General features: G+C 70.3%; 14 protein-coding genes and 1 pseudogene. 11 read left to right on the top strand and 4 right to left on the bottom strand.

Annotated elements, in window-relative coordinates; all coding sequences use genetic code 11:
- Window positions 1-12: 12 nt before the first annotated feature.
- The 4 genes and pseudogenes from RN743_RS13930 (at window position 13) to RN743_RS13915 (ending at window position 3,135) form a co-directional block, all read left to right on the top strand.
- Entirely contained in the window at window positions 13-1,227 is a 1,215-nt protein-coding gene (locus RN743_RS13930) for a Gfo/Idh/MocA family oxidoreductase (RefSeq protein ID WP_310780720.1), read from the top strand.
- Window positions 1,224-2,228: a sugar phosphate isomerase/epimerase gene (locus tag RN743_RS13925; protein WP_310780719.1), complete on the top strand. Its 1,005-nt coding sequence runs from the start codon at window positions 1,224-1,226 to the stop codon at window positions 2,226-2,228. Before RN743_RS13930 ends, RN743_RS13925 begins: the two co-directional genes overlap by 4 nt.
- 77 nt (window positions 2,229-2,305) lie before the next feature.
- A pseudogene (locus RN743_RS16050) lies at window positions 2,306-2,443 on the top strand (antitoxin); the annotation flags it as partial.
- Between the two features lie 275 nt (window positions 2,444-2,718).
- Window positions 2,719-3,135, top strand: a complete 417-nt coding sequence (locus RN743_RS13915; RefSeq protein ID WP_310780717.1) for a PIN domain nuclease — start codon at window positions 2,719-2,721, stop codon at window positions 3,133-3,135.
- A 61-nt stretch (window positions 3,136-3,196) separates the two neighbouring features.
- Here the strand turns inward: RN743_RS13915 and RN743_RS13910 are convergent, their stop codons facing one another.
- The gene (locus RN743_RS13910; RefSeq protein WP_310780716.1) at window positions 3,197-5,143 is read right to left on the bottom strand and encodes a hypothetical protein; all 1,947 of its coding nucleotides are present in this window, start codon (window positions 5,141-5,143) and stop codon (window positions 3,197-3,199) included.
- 162 nt (window positions 5,144-5,305) lie between these two features.
- Here RN743_RS13910 and RN743_RS13905 point away from each other — a divergent pair, with 162 nt between their 5' ends.
- From RN743_RS13905 to RN743_RS13895, 3 genes are read left to right on the top strand one after another with little or no spacing between them, the layout of a single operon-like run.
- Complete coding sequence (locus RN743_RS13905; RefSeq protein ID WP_310780715.1) at window positions 5,306-6,352, top strand: ATP-binding cassette domain-containing protein; 1,047 nt, start codon at window positions 5,306-5,308, stop codon at window positions 6,350-6,352.
- Complete coding sequence (locus RN743_RS13900; RefSeq protein ID WP_310780713.1) at window positions 6,349-8,604, top strand: Gldg family protein; 2,256 nt, start codon at window positions 6,349-6,351, stop codon at window positions 8,602-8,604. Before RN743_RS13905 ends, RN743_RS13900 begins: the two co-directional genes overlap by 4 nt.
- A complete protein-coding gene (locus RN743_RS13895) occupies window positions 8,601-9,551 on the top strand; it encodes a DUF4340 domain-containing protein (protein ID WP_310780711.1) in 951 nt (316 codons plus the stop codon). The genes RN743_RS13900 and RN743_RS13895 overlap by 4 nt, the downstream gene beginning before the upstream one ends.
- A gap of 5 nt (window positions 9,552-9,556) precedes the next feature.
- Here the strand turns inward: RN743_RS13895 and RN743_RS13890 are convergent, their stop codons facing one another.
- Both RN743_RS13890 and RN743_RS13885 read right to left on the bottom strand, forming a co-directional pair.
- Window positions 9,557-10,945, bottom strand: coding sequence for a class II fumarate hydratase (locus RN743_RS13890; RefSeq protein ID WP_343219042.1), 1,389 nt, complete (start codon window positions 10,943-10,945; stop codon window positions 9,557-9,559).
- 1 nt (window position 10,946) lies between these two features.
- Complete coding sequence (locus RN743_RS13885) at window positions 10,947-11,459, bottom strand: DUF192 domain-containing protein (RefSeq protein ID WP_310780708.1); 513 nt, start codon at window positions 11,457-11,459, stop codon at window positions 10,947-10,949.
- Between the two features lie 132 nt (window positions 11,460-11,591).
- Here RN743_RS13885 and RN743_RS13880 point away from each other — a divergent pair, with 132 nt between their 5' ends.
- The 4 genes from RN743_RS13880 to RN743_RS13865 are packed head-to-tail and all read left to right on the top strand — an operon-like array spanning window position 11,592 to window position 14,120.
- Window positions 11,592-12,326 carry a hypothetical protein gene (locus RN743_RS13880; protein WP_310780707.1) on the top strand — a complete coding sequence of 245 codons (735 nt, stop codon included), beginning with the start codon at window positions 11,592-11,594 and terminating at the stop codon, window positions 12,324-12,326.
- A gap of 48 nt (window positions 12,327-12,374) precedes the next feature.
- Entirely contained in the window at window positions 12,375-12,875 is a 501-nt protein-coding gene (locus tag RN743_RS13875) for a Fur family transcriptional regulator (protein WP_310780705.1), read from the top strand.
- A 27-nt stretch (window positions 12,876-12,902) separates the two neighbouring features.
- Window positions 12,903-13,472, top strand: a complete 570-nt coding sequence (gene pyrE, locus RN743_RS13870; protein WP_310780741.1) for an orotate phosphoribosyltransferase — start codon at window positions 12,903-12,905, stop codon at window positions 13,470-13,472.
- Window positions 13,473-13,523: 51 nt separating this feature from the next.
- On the top strand, window positions 13,524-14,120 hold the full coding sequence (locus RN743_RS13865; RefSeq protein WP_310780704.1) for an iron-sulfur cluster assembly accessory protein: 597 nt from the start codon (window positions 13,524-13,526) through the stop codon (window positions 14,118-14,120).
- Window positions 14,121-14,159: 39 nt separating this feature from the next.
- On the opposite strand, the gene RN743_RS13860 is transcribed toward RN743_RS13865, so the two are convergent.
- A complete protein-coding gene (locus RN743_RS13860) occupies window positions 14,160-14,510 on the bottom strand; it encodes a phage holin family protein (RefSeq protein ID WP_310780703.1) in 351 nt (116 codons plus the stop codon).
- Window positions 14,511-14,514 lie beyond the last annotated feature (4 nt).

Here is a 14,514-nt window from a genome sequence, read left to right as displayed (position 1 = left end):
GATGAGGCACGGATGAGGCGACGGCTCAGCTACGGGATGGTGGGGGGCGGACCCGGCGCCTTCATCGGAGACGTACACCGGATGGCCGCGGAACTCGACGGTCTCGCGCGGGTCGCGGCCGGCGCCTTCTCGTCGGACGCGGAGCGGTCGGCGGCCAAGGGGGCCGAGATCGGACTGGACCCGGAGCGCGTGTACGGCGGCTACGCGGAGATGGCGGAGGCCGAGGCGGCGCGCGCCGGAGAGGACCGGCTGGACTTCGTCATCGTGGTCACGCCGAACCATCTCCACTTCGACGTGGCGCGGACCTTTCTCGACGCGGGCTTCCACGTGGTGTGCGACAAGCCGTTGACGACCGAGTTGGGGGACGCGGAGGCCCTGTGCCGGCTCGTGGCGGGCGGGGACCGCGTCTTCGCCCTCACGCACAACTACGGCGGCTATCCGATGATCAAGGATGCGCGCCACCTGGTGCGCGGCGGAACGCTGGGGGAGATCCGCCGCGTTCAACTCGAATACTTCCAGGGGTGGCTGGCGACGCCGCTGGAGGAGACGGGGCACCCGCAGGCGGTGTGGCGCACGGATCCGGCGCGGGCGGGCGTGGCGGGCGCGCTCGGGGACATCGGGACGCACGCGCACCACCTGGCCCGCTACGTGACCGGGCTGGAGGTCGAGGCGCTGTGCGGCGAGCTCACGACGTTCGTGCCGGGGCGGCGCCTGGAGGACGACGCGAGCCTGCTCCTGCGCTGGAGCGGTGGGGTGCGGGGAACGCTCACGGTGTCGCAGGTGGCGGCGGGCGAGGAGAACGGGCTCGCGATCCGCGTGTTCGGGAGCGAGGGCTCGATCGCCTGGCGGCACGACGACGCGGAGACGCTGTGGCACCGGACGCCGGACGGGCAGGCGCGGGCGCGGCGCCGGGGACACGGCTGGATCTCGCCCGAGGCCGCCCGGGCGTCGCGGGTCCCGCCGGGGCATCCCGAGGGGTTCATCGAGGGGTTCGGGAACCTGTACCGGAACGTGATCTCGACCATCGGAGCGCTCGATGAGGGGCGGACGCCGGACGCTGCGGACCTCGACTTCCCCACCGTGTGGGACGGGGCCCGCGGGGTTCACTTCCTCGAACGGGCGGTGGAGAGCGGACGCCGCGGCGCGTGGGTGGACGCGCGCTACGAACCGCCGGGAGGGCCGGGGAAGCCCGGGGAGTCGGGAGAGCCGGGGGAGCCGACGCGATGAGTGTACGACCGATCACGCTGTTTACCGGCCAGTGGGCGGACATGCCGCTGGCGACGCTCGCCGCGAAGGCAGCCGCGTGGGGCTACGACGGGCTCGAGCTTGCCTGCTGGGGCGACCACTTCGACGTCGTGCGCGCGACGGAGGAGGAGGGCTACGCGGCCGGGCAGCGGGACCTGCTGGCGGCCCACGGCCTCGAGGTGCACGCGATCTCCAACCATCTCGTTGGCCAGGCCGTGTGCGATCCGATCGACGCCCGCCACCAGCTCATTCTGCCGGAGCGCGTGTGGGGCGACGGCGACCCCGAGGCCGTGCGGCGGCGGGCCGCGGCGGAAATGAGCCGGTCGGCGGCCGCGGCGGCTGCGCTCGGCGTCCCGGTCGTGAACGGCTTCACCGGCAGCTCGATCTGGGCCGCCGCCTACGCCTTCCCCCCGCACCCGCCGCGCTTCGTCGAGGCCGGGTTCGCCGACTTCGCCGACCGCTGGAACCCGATCCTCGACGCCTTCGACGCGGCCGGCGTGAAGTTCGCCCTCGAAGTGCATCCCACGGAGATCGCCTTCGACGCCGCCAGCGCGGCGCGGGCCGTGGAGGCCGTGGCCGGGCACGCCGCGTTCGGCTTCAACTACGACCCCAGCCACCTCGCCTACCAGGGCGTCGACTACGTCGGCTTCATCCTCGAGTTCGGCGACCGCATCCACCACGCCCACATGAAGGACGTGTGGTGGTCCGACACCCCGCGCCGCTCCGGCGTCTTCGGCGGCCACCTCGACTTCGGGCACGCCGACCGCGGCTGGGACTTCCGCTCCATCGGGCGCGGGCGCGTGGACTTCGAGGAGGTACTGCGCGCCCTCGACCGGATCGGCTACGACGGCCCCCTCTCGATCGAGTGGGAGGACAGCGGCATGGACCGCGAACACGGCGCCCGCGAAGCCTGCGAACGGCTCCGGGCCCTCACCTTCCCCCCCTCCGCCACCGCCTTCGACGCCGCCTTCTCCGAGGACTGACTTCCGCCCCGCGAAGGGGGTCGAACCCCCGGCGACCGTTGCGAGATGACACCCGATGAGTATATCATACTCACGATATGAGTAAACGACTGCAGGTGGTGATGCCGGAGGCGGAGCTGGATGAGATCCGCGATGCGGCGCGGCGCAACCGCGTCACGGTGTCCGCGTGGGTGCGGCGGGCGCTGCGGGAGGCGCGGGAACGCGAGTTGAGGGGTGGCGCCGTCTTCGCCGTGCGCGAGGCGGAGCCGCGATACGGCGCCGCCGAGTCCGCCGGCCTGCGGTTCGTCGATCTGGAAGTGAGGTTGCCGGAGCACCACCTGGAGGCGGTGCGCAAGCGGTACGGTCGAACCAATTGGTCGGCGGCCGTGAAGGAAGCGGTGTTCCGCCAGTCCTTCGTCCCGATGACGAAGGAGGAGGCACTCGCCATGCAGGGTGTGGGCTGGGCGGGCGACCTGGATGAGATGCGAGACGGCAACACAATCGAGCCCCTGTGATCGTCGACACGTCCGCGTGGATCGAGTACCTGCGCTGCACGGAAAGCCCCGTCCACCTTGCTTTGAGACACGCCGTACGGACCGGGAGCGCGATCGCCACGCCCGCTCCCGCGGTCATGGAACTCCTTTCGGGCTGTCGCAATGAAACCGAGGAGCGGGATCTGTTGAAGCTGCTCGGCCGCTTCGAGATCCTGGTCCCGCACTCGCTGGGCCAGTTCCAGAGCGCGGCGCGGATCTACCGCGCGTGTCAGCGGGCGGGACGTACGATTCGGTCCTCGGTAGACTGCATGGTCGCCGCCGCGGCCCTGGATGCGCAGCGCCCGCTGCTGGCCCGGAATCGCGACTTCGACACGATCGCCCGCCACACGGACCTCGAACTCGTCGTTCCGACGGCGCCGGAATCGCACGCCTGAGCAAGGTCCCCCGTCCCAATCGAGGCCCCTTCCGAACACGGCGGAGCTGTGTCGCGGGCCGCTACGGCGGGGTGGGGCCCCAGAGTGCATTCACGCCCATCTGGTAGGGGACCACGAGGCCGTCGCCCCTGCGCTGAGGGTCGGGCATGGCGAGGAGCGGCGTTCGATCGGGGTAGGCCTCGATGAGGTGCGCGTTCGCTTCGGGACCGAGATCCCGGGCCCATAGCACGCCCGAGTCGCCGAGCCCGGGCAGGTCGCCACGCCACAGGTAGTCGGTGAGGCCGAGACGGCCGAGCCGATCCGAGCCGATCTCCCGCTGGCAACGATCCGCGACCTCTTCCGGCCGCTGCGCGCCCACGAGGGCGCCCTCAAGGCGGCACGGATCGAACTGGTTGATGAGCGCGCGCACGCTGTCGAGGCGCATCGGCCGGGCGGCGAGCCGGGCCCCGATCCGGTCCTGCCACGATTCGTGCACGAACACGAGCGACGGGCCGGGCTCCGGGACCTCGGGAACGGGCGCGAGACGGCCCGTCAAGCGCACGACGCGCCCCTGCCCTCCCGCTGCGAGACCATAGCCGATGGCGATGACGACGAGTACGGCAACCGCGTCCGAAAGCCAGTCGCGACGCGCGGCGCGCGCGACGCCGATCGTCGCCAGCACGAGGAGCGCGCACCAGGCGGGGACGGCTTCGCCGAGCATGCGGGGGCCGACCATGAGGTCGTGGTGCCAGTACAGCGCGCTCGCCAAAACGGGTAGCAACGCCCACGCGGCGAGGATGCGCTCGCCGCGCTCCAGGCGGCGCGCGAGTAGAAGGTAGAGTCCGATCAGCGCGGCAACCGGCAGCACGGTACCGAAAAGCTCGCGCCCGAGCGCAATGAGCTCGGTCGATGTGTAGCCGAGCGCCTGCGTGAATCCGTAGACGCGGCCCCAGGGGTCGATGTGGAAGCCGAGGCCGTGGCTGGGGCCGGCGGCGGCCGTGTAGCCGAGGGTGAGCGGGCTGCCGAAGAAGCGGGCGTTGAACCAGCCGAAGCCGACCGCGAACGGGAGGCCGCCCAACGCCCACCAGGCGAAGCGGCGCAGAAGCCACGGCCGGTGCAGGCCCGGTTCCCGGCGCGGCGCGGTGAGCCACACGCCGGCCGTCACGGCGGCGCCGATGAGCAGGCCGGAGATGGGGCGCGTCGTGACCATGACGCCCATCGCGCCGCCCGCCGCCAGCGCCCACACGGCCCGGCCCGTCTCGGCCCGAAGCGACAGCCAGAGGGCGAGCGCGGCGAAGGCCGCGACCGTCGCGTGGTTCATGTAGGTCCCGGCGAGGGCCAGCAGCATGGGGCTCGTGACGGCGAGCAGGGCGCCGAGGCGGGCGGCCGCGATCCGACCGGGCAGCAGGCGCTCGAACGACGGAACGGAGAAGACGCCGAGCATTCCCATGGTCGCCGCCACCGCGATCCACGGACCTCCCAGCTTGAAGCCGGCCGCAAGCCACAGGGCGTGGGCCGGCGGATACTGGGACACCCACCCGGCTGCCGTTGGCACCATGAACTGAATCGTCCAGAACTCGGGCAACGCGAGGGGCGGCCCGGAGAGCTTCCCGCCCGCAAAATAGCGGGCCTGCACGAGTTGCACGCTCGCGTCGTTGAAGAGCGCGCGTCCATCGAAGACCAGCACCGCCACCGCGGCGGTGAGCGCGGCGCCCAAAAGCCCCATCAACGCGGCCACGGACCACGTTGGCGGACGTGCGATGGCCCGACCCGTCCGGGACAGGGCGCGGGACACCCTCCCCTTGGCGAGCAACCCGGCAAGGATGGCGGCTCCAAGCACGAGGAGAGTCCAGACACCGGTCGACGCGCCCCACGTGTGCGACCAGTAATCCCACCCCGCGCGGCGCATGGATACATCGAGCGGCGTGGTGGACCCGGTGGGATCGAGGATGAGAAACACAGGGGCGGTGACAAGCACGACCAGACAGAGTCCGAGGACCCGGCGGCCCGCATCGAGGAACACGCTCATGCGAACGAAGCTACAGGCACGCCGCCCGTCTGTCTGCGATCCCCGCCCGTGGAGGACGGCCGCGGGATGTCCAATGCCCGGTCGGTGCTTGACTCGCACCGCGCCCGATCTACCTTTTGCGCCCCGTCGCAGACCTCCAAAACCGGATCCGATGTCACTCGCATGTCACTCGTAGCGCTGACCGATGTCGTGAAGAGGTTCGGCGAGACCGTTGCGGTCGATTCCGCGACGTTCTCGATCGACCGCGGCGAGGTCGTGGGCTTCCTCGGGCCGAACGGCGCGGGCAAGACGACGACGATGCGGCTGCTCACGCAGTATCTCGAACCCGATGGGGGCACGATCTCCATCGATGGCCTGTCCATCGAGGATCACCCGGTCGAACTGCGGCGCCGCATCGGCTATCTGCCCGAGACGAACCCCCTGTACCGGGACATGCTCGCCGGCGAGTACATCACGTTCATGGGCCGGCTGCGCGGGATGGGCACCGAGGAGATCCGGGCGCGGACGGACGATGTCGTCGCGCAGACCGGCATCGAAGCCGTCTACTACCGTCCGATCAACCAGCTCTCGAAGGGATACCGGCAGCGCGTGGGCCTCGCGCAGGCCATCCTCTCGCAGCCGGAGATCCTCATCCTCGACGAGCCGACCGAAGGGCTCGACCCGAACCAGCGCGTCGAGATCCGCAGCCTCATCCGCGACGTAGGGACCGACCGCACCGTCCTCCTGAGCACCCACGTGATGCAGGAGGTGCGGAAGACGTGTTCGCGCGTCGTCATCATCAACGAGGGCCGCATCGTCGCGGATGGCTCCGTCGATGCGCTCGTCGCCGGACATGGCGGCGCCCGCGTGATGGTCGAACTTGACGCGCCCGCGGACGCCGTAGCGGAGGCCATTGGGGATCTTCCCTCCGTCGCGCGTGCCGACGCCGTCGAGGCGGATGCCGGCGGGCGGGCCCGGTTCGCGGTGGAGGGCGCCCCCGGCCAGGACCCGCGGCCGGACCTTTCGCGACTCGCCGCGGCGCGGGGGTGGCCGCTGTGGGAACTGCACCTCGCCCAGGCGAGCCTGGAGGATCTCTTCCACCGGCTCACCGCCGAGAGCGCGGGACCGCCCGGCGAGACGGGCGACGAGACGGCCGACGAAGCCAGCGGCGAGACCCCTGACGCGACGGGCGACGAGGCGCCGGAAGCCGGCGAGGAGGTGGAGGGATGATCGGCCGCGTCCTCACCGTCGCGAAGCGGGAGTTCGCGGGGTACTTCGACCACGCGACCGCCTACATCCTCCTCGTCATCTTCCTCGGGATCAACTTCTACTTCTACTTCCAGGAGGCCTACCTCCTGGGCGAGGCGTCGCTGCGGCCGATGCTCTCTCTCCTCCCGTGGCTCCTGCTCTTCTTCATCCCGGCCGTCTGCATGCGGTCGTTCGCGGAGGAGCGGAACGCGGGGACGCTCGAACTCGTGCTCTCGCAGCCGATCCAGGTCGTGGAGTTCCTGCTCGGCAAGTTCCTCGGCGTCCTCTTCTTCCTGCTGGTCGCGATGGCGGGGACGCTCGGCATCCCGCTCGGCCTCGCACTCGGCGCCGACCTCCAGTGGGGCGTCGTCTTCTCGCAGTACCTGGGGTCGATGTTCCTCATCTCGGCCCTCATCGCGGTCGGCCTGTGGGCGTCCTCGCTCACGAGGAACCAGGTGACCGCGTTCATCATCGGGGTCACGGTCAGCTTCGCCCTCTACCTCATCGGGCTCCCCACGGTCACCCTCTCCCTCCCCGGCCCGCTCGCGGCGGTGGCGGCGCGACTTGGCGTGCTCGGGCACTTCTCGAACGTGGCGCGCGGCGTGATCGACCTGCGGGACATCCTGTACTTCGCGGCCCTCGGGACGGCGTTCCTCTCGCTCACGTACTTCTCCGTCATGCGCGAACGCCTCAGCCGCGCGCGGCCGGCGTACGGGCGGCTGCGGGTGGGCGTGCTCGGCCTGGTGGGGATCGCGGTCTTCGCCGCGCTGGCGGGCGGGCAGGTGCGCGGCCGGCTCGACCTCACGCCCGGAAAGGTCTACACGCTGTCCCCGCCGACGGCCGACCTGCTGCGCGGCGTGGACGACCTCGTCACGCTCAAGCTCTTCCAGTCCGCCGAACTGCCGGCGCAACTCGCGGCCATCGGCCGGGACGTGGACGACCTCCTCCGGGATCTCGACGCGACCGGCGGCGCCAACGTGAACCTCGTGCGCCTCGATCCCGACGAGGATCCCGCTGCCGAGCAGGAGGCGGGACTGCTCGGCATCCGGCCCGTGCCCTTCCAGGTCCTCGACGACGACGAGGTGTCGTACCAGGAGCGCTACTTCGCGCTCGCGGTCCAGTACGCCGGCGAGAGCCAGACGATCCCGTTCATCCGGCAGACGGCGGATCTCGAGTACCGTCTCGCCACGATGATCCGCGCCCTCACGCGGCCGGAACGCCCCACCATCGGAATCCTGAGCGGGCACGGCGAACTGAGCCTGGACGCGGGGCTGCGGCTCGCGCGCGGCCGCCTCGCCCTGGAGTACGACCTGATGGAGTTCCGCGTCGACTCGATGACCGTGGCGGTGCCGGACTCGATCGACGTCATCGTGATCGCCGGCGGCCAGATGCCACTGGAGCCCGCGGCGGGCGAGATCCTGAGCCGTTTCGTCGACGGCGGCGGGAGCCTCTTCGTCCTGAAGTCCGGCGTGACGGCGGACATGCAGGCGCGCTTCGCGGGCCCCACCTTCGATCCGGCGCTCGATTCGCTGCTGCAGGCGCGCGGACTCGGCATCGTCCCGTCGATGGCCTTCGACTATTTGCTCCACGAACGGGTGCAGGTCCCGTCCAACCTCGGAGCCGTCGTCATGCCGTATCCGCTCTGGATGCTCGCCCAGCCGGCCTCCGGGCACGTGATCGTGGACGGCGTGGCGAACGTGCCGATCCGGTTCGGAAGCCCGCTCCTCGTCGAGGTGGAGGACAGCACTCTGGTCACCCCGCTGCTCACGACCTCGGACGGAGGCGGACGATTGGCGACTCCGCTCTCGATCGACGCGATGCAGGACTGGGACGCGGTCATCGCGCCGGATGGGCGGGTCTCCGAGGAAGACGTGGCGATGGAGACGCTGGCGGTCGCATACACCCAACCGGGCGGCGGCCGCATCGTCCTCGCGGGCTCCTCGTCGTTCATCCACGACGAGACGCTCTCGCAGTCGATGGCCGGGCTGGCCGGGATGGTCTTCTTCCAGAACGCGGTCGACTGGCTCGCGCAGGACGAGGCGCTGATCTCGATCCGGTCCAAGGACCGCGCGCCGCCGCTCCTCCTCTTCCCCAACGAGTGGCTTCCGGACCTGACGCGGTACGGGAACCTGGCCGGCGTCCCGCTGCTCTTCGTCCTCATCGGCGTGCTGCGGCTCGCACGGCGGCGGCAGGTGCAGCAGCGTTCCTTCACCGAAGGGGGAGCGCTCCTGTGAACGCGAAGCAGTTGAAGGTCATCGCGATCGTGCTCGGCGTGGCGGTGCTTCTCACCCTGCCCCGGCTGTTCAGGGGCAGCGGCGAGGAGGGGACGCTGGATGTCGGGGACGGCTTCTCCTTCGCGGTGACGGACTCCATCGCGGGCGTGGACATCGTCCTCGCGGACGGCGCCGGGACGGTGCGTCTCGCGCGGACGGACGCGGGGTGGACGGTGGACGGCTACGTGGCGGACGAACCCAAGATCCGCGACCTGCTGGACGTGATCGGGCAGCTCTCCTCCTCGGAACTCGTCGCGCGCAACCCCTCGAATCACGCCGGCCTGGGCGTCGCGGAGGGGGGCCGGCGCATTGAAGTGCGGACGGCCGGCGGCGAGGTGCGGCGGTTCCATCTCGGCGACCGCGACACGCGCTCCGGGGGCTACTTCGTGCGCCTTCCCGCCGACGATGTCGTCTATCGGCTGGACGGTCCGGCCGGAGGCTACCTGAACCGCGAGCGCGACGGCTGGCGCCCGCGCCTGATCGCCTCGGTGGACACCGCCGCCGTACGCGAAGTCCTCATGCGTCGCGGGGACCGGGAGGCCGTGCTGCGCCGGAGCGACGAGGGATGGCTCGCGGGGGACGCGCCGGCGGATTCGGCGCTCGTGCAGCGGCTCCTCTCCGTCCTGCCCTCCGTCTCCGCTTCCGGCTTCCCCACGGCGGAGGAAGAGGCGGCCGCCGACTTCACGCTCCCGGACGGATGGGTCGAGGTGTTCTCCGAGGGCTCCGCGGACGTGACGGGCCGGCAACTCGAACTCTCGATCCTCCTGTTGGAGGACGAGGAACGCGGAGACTGGGTCGCCCGCCTCGCGGACGGCGCGGAGGCGTTCCGGCTCTCAAGTCTCACGGTGGACCGCCTGCTCCCGGAGGCGCTGGTCCCCTCCCCTGACGGCGAGCCGGGCAGCGGCTAGCCGGGTCAGCCGGGCTCGGTCATCGCGCGGAAATCGAGGATGCGGTCGAGTTCCGCCGGGGCGACGAGCCCCTGTTCCAGCACGAGTTCCTTCAGCGTGCGGTCTTCCGCGAGGCTGAGCTTGGCCAGTTCGGCCGCCTTGTCGTAGCCGATGACAGGGGCGAGCGCGGTGGCGAGCGCCGCGGTGGATTCCGCGTTCCGCAGGCAGCGCTCCTCGTTCGCCGTGATCCCCCGGACGCAGCGCTCGGCGAACTCGACGCTCGCCGTGGAGAGGATCCGGACGCTCTCAAGCAGGTTGTGGGCCATCACCGGGATCATGACGTTGAGCTCGAGGTTTCCCGACTGCCCGCCCACGACGATCGCGGCGTCGTTGCCGATGACCTGCGCGCAGACCTGAAGCACCGACTCCGCCATCACCGGGTTCACCTTGCCCGGCATGATCGACGAGCCCGGTTGCACCGCGGGGAGGTTGATCTCGCCCAGGCCCGTGCGCGGACCGGATGACAGCCAGCGCAGATCGTTCGCGATCTTGGTCAGGCTCACGGCGACCGTGCGCAGCGCCCCGCTCGCCTCGACCACCGCGTCGCGCGCCGACTGCGCCTCGAAGTGGTTCGACGCCTCCACGAAATCGACCCCGAGGATCTCGCTCAGCGCGGCCGACATCCGCGCGCCGAAGTCGGCGGGCGTGTTGATGCCGGTCCCCACCGCCGTCCCGCCGATGGCGAGTTCCGCGAGCGCGGGGCGAACGGCTTCGACGCGCCGGATCCCGTGCCCCAACTGGCTGGCGTAGCCCCCGAACTCCTGCCCCAGGCGGACGGGCGTCGCGTCCTGCAGGTGCGTGCGCCCCGCCTTGGCGATGTGATCGAACTCCTCCGCCTTCTCCGCGAGCGCCGCGCGCAGCCGCTCCAGCGCGGGCAGCAGCTCGCGCTCGACCGCGACCAGTCCCGAGACGTGGGTGGCGGTGGGGATCACGTCGTTCGACGACTGCCCCAGGTTCACGTGATCGTTGGGGTGGACGGGGCTCCGCGAACCCACGACCCCGCCCAGGAGCTGGATGGCGCGGTTCGCGATGACCTCGTTCGCGTTCATGTTCGTCGACGTGCCCGACCCGGTCTGGAAGATGTCCAGCACGAAGTGGGAATCGAGTTCCCCGGTCATGGCCTCGCCGGCCGCCCGCTCGATCGCGTCGCCGAGGTCGGGCTCGAGGAGTCCCAGCTCCCGGTTCACGCGGGAAGCCGCCAGCTTGATCGCGCCGAGCGCCTCGATGAAGCGACGCCCGAAGCGGAGGTCGGAGATGGGGAAGTTCTGGCGGGCCCGCTCCGTCTGCGCTCCGTAGAGCCGGTCGGCGGGGATCGCCATCTCCCCCATGGAGTCCTTCTCTATGCGGTGGTCCATGCTAGAACTCAATGAGGTCTCCGACGCGGATCCCGTTGGCCTCGAACCAGCCCTGGTTCATCTCCAGCGCGTACATGGCGGGCGCGGCCGAGTCGTGGGTCTCCGTGGTTTGCGGTTCCATCTGCTGGATGTCGACGATGCGGCCTTCGCGGTCGATGTAGGCGATGTCGAGGGGGATGAGCGTGTTCTTCATCCAGAATCCCAGCGTGCGCTGCTCGGGGTAGACGAACAGCATCCCCTGGTTCTCCTCGAGCGACTCGCGGTACATCAGTCCCTGCTGGCGCTCGTCGGCGTCGTCGGCGATCTCCACCCGGATCTCGATCCCGCCCACCCGGAGCGGGACCAGTTCCAGCGCCTGGGCGACGGCGCCCGTTCCCGTTTCGGCGGCCTGCCCGCCATTCGCCGCGGCGCCGGCGTCGCGAACCCCCGCGTCCACCGAGCCGCACCCCGGCAACACGGCCGCAAGCGCCGCCAGCCACACGAATCCGGGCTCTCTCCATCGTTTTCTCAGCATGTCAGATCGTCGTCATTCGGGTCGACTCCGTTGCGGACTGCCACTCTCGAACTCAAAACTAGCAGGCGAGGTTGGGGTATGGAACGAGGTGGCGGGGCCGGCGGGACGGGGACCACGGGAAGGGGGAGCGGCATGATTCTTCCGGATGTCAGAGCTTCCTTCGGACGGGATGACGCGGCCCGACTCGTCTACCTGCTCGCGCGCGAGGGCGAGGACCGGACCCGCCTCGAGACGCTGGTCTCGGAGCGGGGAATCGATGCGCTGCTCGACCACCCGAAAGCCCCCGGCGCGCTCGCCGCGGAACCGGGACTCGCGGCCCTGCCGCTGGCGCTCTTCTCCTACGTGTCGCTGCGTCACAGCCTGCTCGAGGGCGGCGTCGAGTCCCGCCTCATGGCCGACTACGTGACCTCGATCTTCCTTCACTTCGCGAGGGAGGCGCGGGCCCACCGGATCGCCGAATACGACGACTGCGAGTACCGCTATCTCGTCGACCTCGTGGCGGAGATCGCCGAATCCGACGGCCGCCGCGGCTTTCTCCTCAGCGCGCATCTCGGGAACTTCGCGCTCTGGCTGTCGGGCCTCTTCCCGGACTGGATCAGCACGCGGGAGCGACGCCGAGGGGGACCCGACCTCGGCTACTACGAGGCCATGGGCCAGACCGGCTTCTCGCTGGCCGCCGACGCCCCCTTCGCCCGCCGCCAGCAACTCGACGGTTGCTATCGCGACGCCGCGAAGGCCTTCACGGCCCTCCGCGTGGCGCTGAACCGCTTTTCGGACCGCTACCTCACGCCCCGGCCGGCCTCCCCCGTCGACCGGCTGTTGAGGCAGGTCGTGGACGACTTCGAGGCGCGCTGGTTGCAGGCGTGACGAGCGCGCGTATTTTCTCAGCGCGTTGAGAACACGACCACCAGCACCATGACTACGGACACCCTCACCCCCCGACCGCCTCTCGGCTGCGCCGCCGTGATGCTCGGCCTCTTCCGGGCCGCGCTGCAGGAGCATCATCTGCCCGTCACACATCAGCGGGAAGCGATCTCCCGCGCCCTGTTCGAGTCCGGGCAGCGCCTTTCGGCGGACGAGATCGTGGAACGCCTCCGGGAGGACGGCGAACGCGCGGGCAAGGCGACGGTCTACCGGACCCTCGGCCTCCTCGTGCGCGTCGGCCTCGCCACGGAGCACGACTTCGACGAGGGCTTCAAGCGGTACGAGGCGAAGATCGGCGGGGCGCACCAGGACCACCTCATCTGCACGGCGTGCGGCGACGTGGTCCAGTTCGAGCGCGATGAACTCAACCGGCTCCAGACGGAGGTCGCCGGGCAGTTCGGTTTCCACGTACTGAACCGTCAACTGAAGCTGTACGGGCTCTGTGCCCGCTGCGAAGTCGAATCCGGCCAGGCGCTTCGCCAGGTCAGCTAGTTCGGCACACGACACCAGGAGGTTCCGCTGAGTTCCGCCCATACGAGACTTCTGAACCTGCTCGCCGAGCGCTCGTTCCGGCTCGGGGATTTCGTGCTCGCCTCCGGCGCCCGGAGCGACTATTACATCGACTGCCGGACCTCGACCATGCACGCGCACGGCCAGGTGCTGATGGGCGAGGTCGGCCTCGCGACCATCCGGGACGCCGGACTGCGGCCGGATGCGGTCGGCGGCCTCACGATGGGCGCGGACCCGCTGGCCTACGCCATCGCCGCCGCCAGTTGGCGCGCGGGGGACCCGATCCACGCGTTCTCGGTCCGCAAGCGCGCCAAGCGACACGGCAAGGGACAGTTGATCGAGGGCTGCTTCGAGCCCGGCGCGCGGGTCGTCGTCGTGGAGGACGTGATCACGACCGGCGGGTCCGCCTTCCAGGCCGTCGAGGCGGTGAATCGGGCCCGCGGCGAGGTGCTCGGGGTACTCGGCCTCGTGGACCGCGAGGAGGGGGGGAAAGCCACGCTGGAGGGGGCGGGTCTGCGGACCATGGTCCTCTATACGGCGAGCGACCTGAGGGCGGCCGTGGCCGCGGGGGCGACCTGAGGGCGGCAGTCGCCGCCAAGACCGCCAAGGAGAGAGAGAGAGAGAGAGAACGTGTCCGACAAGGATCTTTTGACATTCACGGACGCCGCCAGCGAGCGGATCCGATCGTTCATCAGCGAGGACCCCGCGGAAGGCCTCGCGGTACGGGTCAGCGTTCAAAACGCGAGCCCCATCGCGCCGGAGTACGAGATGGCGCTCATCGAACCCTTCGAGCGGGAAGCCGAGGACCAGTCGTTCGACACCCCCGGCTTCGAGGTCGTCGTCGATTCGAAGAGCGTGGACATCCTTTCCGGAACCCGCATCGACTGGGTGGAGTCGCTCCAGGGCTCGGGCTTTCATTTCAATAACCCCAACATCCAGCCGCTCGGCTCCGCGCCGCTGGGCGGGCCGCTCGTCGACCGCGTGCGCCGCGTCATCGACGAGCAGATCAACCCCGGGGTGGCGTCGCATGGCGGGACCGTGCGCCTCGTCGACATCCGCGACAACGTCGTCTACGTGACGATGGGGGGCGGCTGCCAGGGCTGCGGCATGGCCTCCGTGACGCTCACGCAGGGGATCAAGCAGATGATCCGGGACGCGGCCCCGGAGATCGTCGACGTGCAGGACGTGACCGACCACGCCGCCGGCAGCAATCCGTATTACGCCTAGCCCGGATTTCTCACACGCTGCCCGGAGCGCCGTCGTCGGCTACTTCTTCTTGCGCGGCTTGAGGAAGACGTGCAGCACGGTCGCGACGATCGACATGACGAGCGCGCCGCCGATGGCCGTGACGAGACCGGCGAGTTCGAACCCCGGGATCAGTGACGCGGCCAGGTAGAACATCAGGCCGTTGAGGACGAAGTAGAACAGCCCCAGCGTCAGGACCGTGATCGGGAAGGTCACGAGACGCAGAACCGGCCGGACGGTCGCGTTGATGAGACCGATCGCGAGCGCCCCGCCGATGAGCGCCTGCGGGCTGTCGACCCGGACCCCGGCGAGGAGCCATGCGGTCGCGTACAGCGCCGCCGCGTTGACGAGCCAGCTCCGGATCAGGCCCACGAAT

The organism is Candidatus Palauibacter scopulicola, assembly GCF_947581915.1.
Classification (GTDB): Bacteria; Gemmatimonadota; Gemmatimonadetes; order Palauibacterales; family Palauibacteraceae; genus Palauibacter; species Palauibacter scopulicola.
The sequence above is the reverse complement of the archived record's forward strand: the minus strand, read 5'-3'. Positions and strand labels throughout refer to the sequence as shown.

Excerpts from the sequence above, each read along its gene's own strand:
- RN743_RS13930 (WP_310780720.1), top strand. The coding sequence starts at position 13 with ATGAGGCGACGGCTCAGCTACGGGATGGTGGGGGGCGGACCCGGCGCC.
- RN743_RS13925 (WP_310780719.1), top strand. The coding sequence starts at position 1,224 with ATGAGTGTACGACCGATCACGCTGTTTACCGGCCAGTGGGCGGACATG.
- RN743_RS13910 (WP_310780716.1), bottom strand. The coding sequence starts at position 5,143 with ATGAGCGTGTTCCTCGATGCGGGCCGCCGGGTCCTCGGACTCTGTCTG.
- RN743_RS13905 (WP_310780715.1), top strand. The coding sequence starts at position 5,306 with ATGTCACTCGTAGCGCTGACCGATGTCGTGAAGAGGTTCGGCGAGACC.
- RN743_RS13900 (WP_310780713.1), top strand. The coding sequence starts at position 6,349 with ATGATCGGCCGCGTCCTCACCGTCGCGAAGCGGGAGTTCGCGGGGTAC.
- RN743_RS13890 (WP_343219042.1), bottom strand. The coding sequence starts at position 10,945 with ATGGACCACCGCATAGAGAAGGACTCCATGGGGGAGATGGCGATCCCC.
- RN743_RS13885 (WP_310780708.1), bottom strand. The coding sequence starts at position 11,459 with ATGCTGAGAAAACGATGGAGAGAGCCCGGATTCGTGTGGCTGGCGGCG.
- RN743_RS13880 (WP_310780707.1), top strand. The coding sequence starts at position 11,592 with ATGATTCTTCCGGATGTCAGAGCTTCCTTCGGACGGGATGACGCGGCC.
- RN743_RS13875 (WP_310780705.1), top strand. The coding sequence starts at position 12,375 with ATGACTACGGACACCCTCACCCCCCGACCGCCTCTCGGCTGCGCCGCC.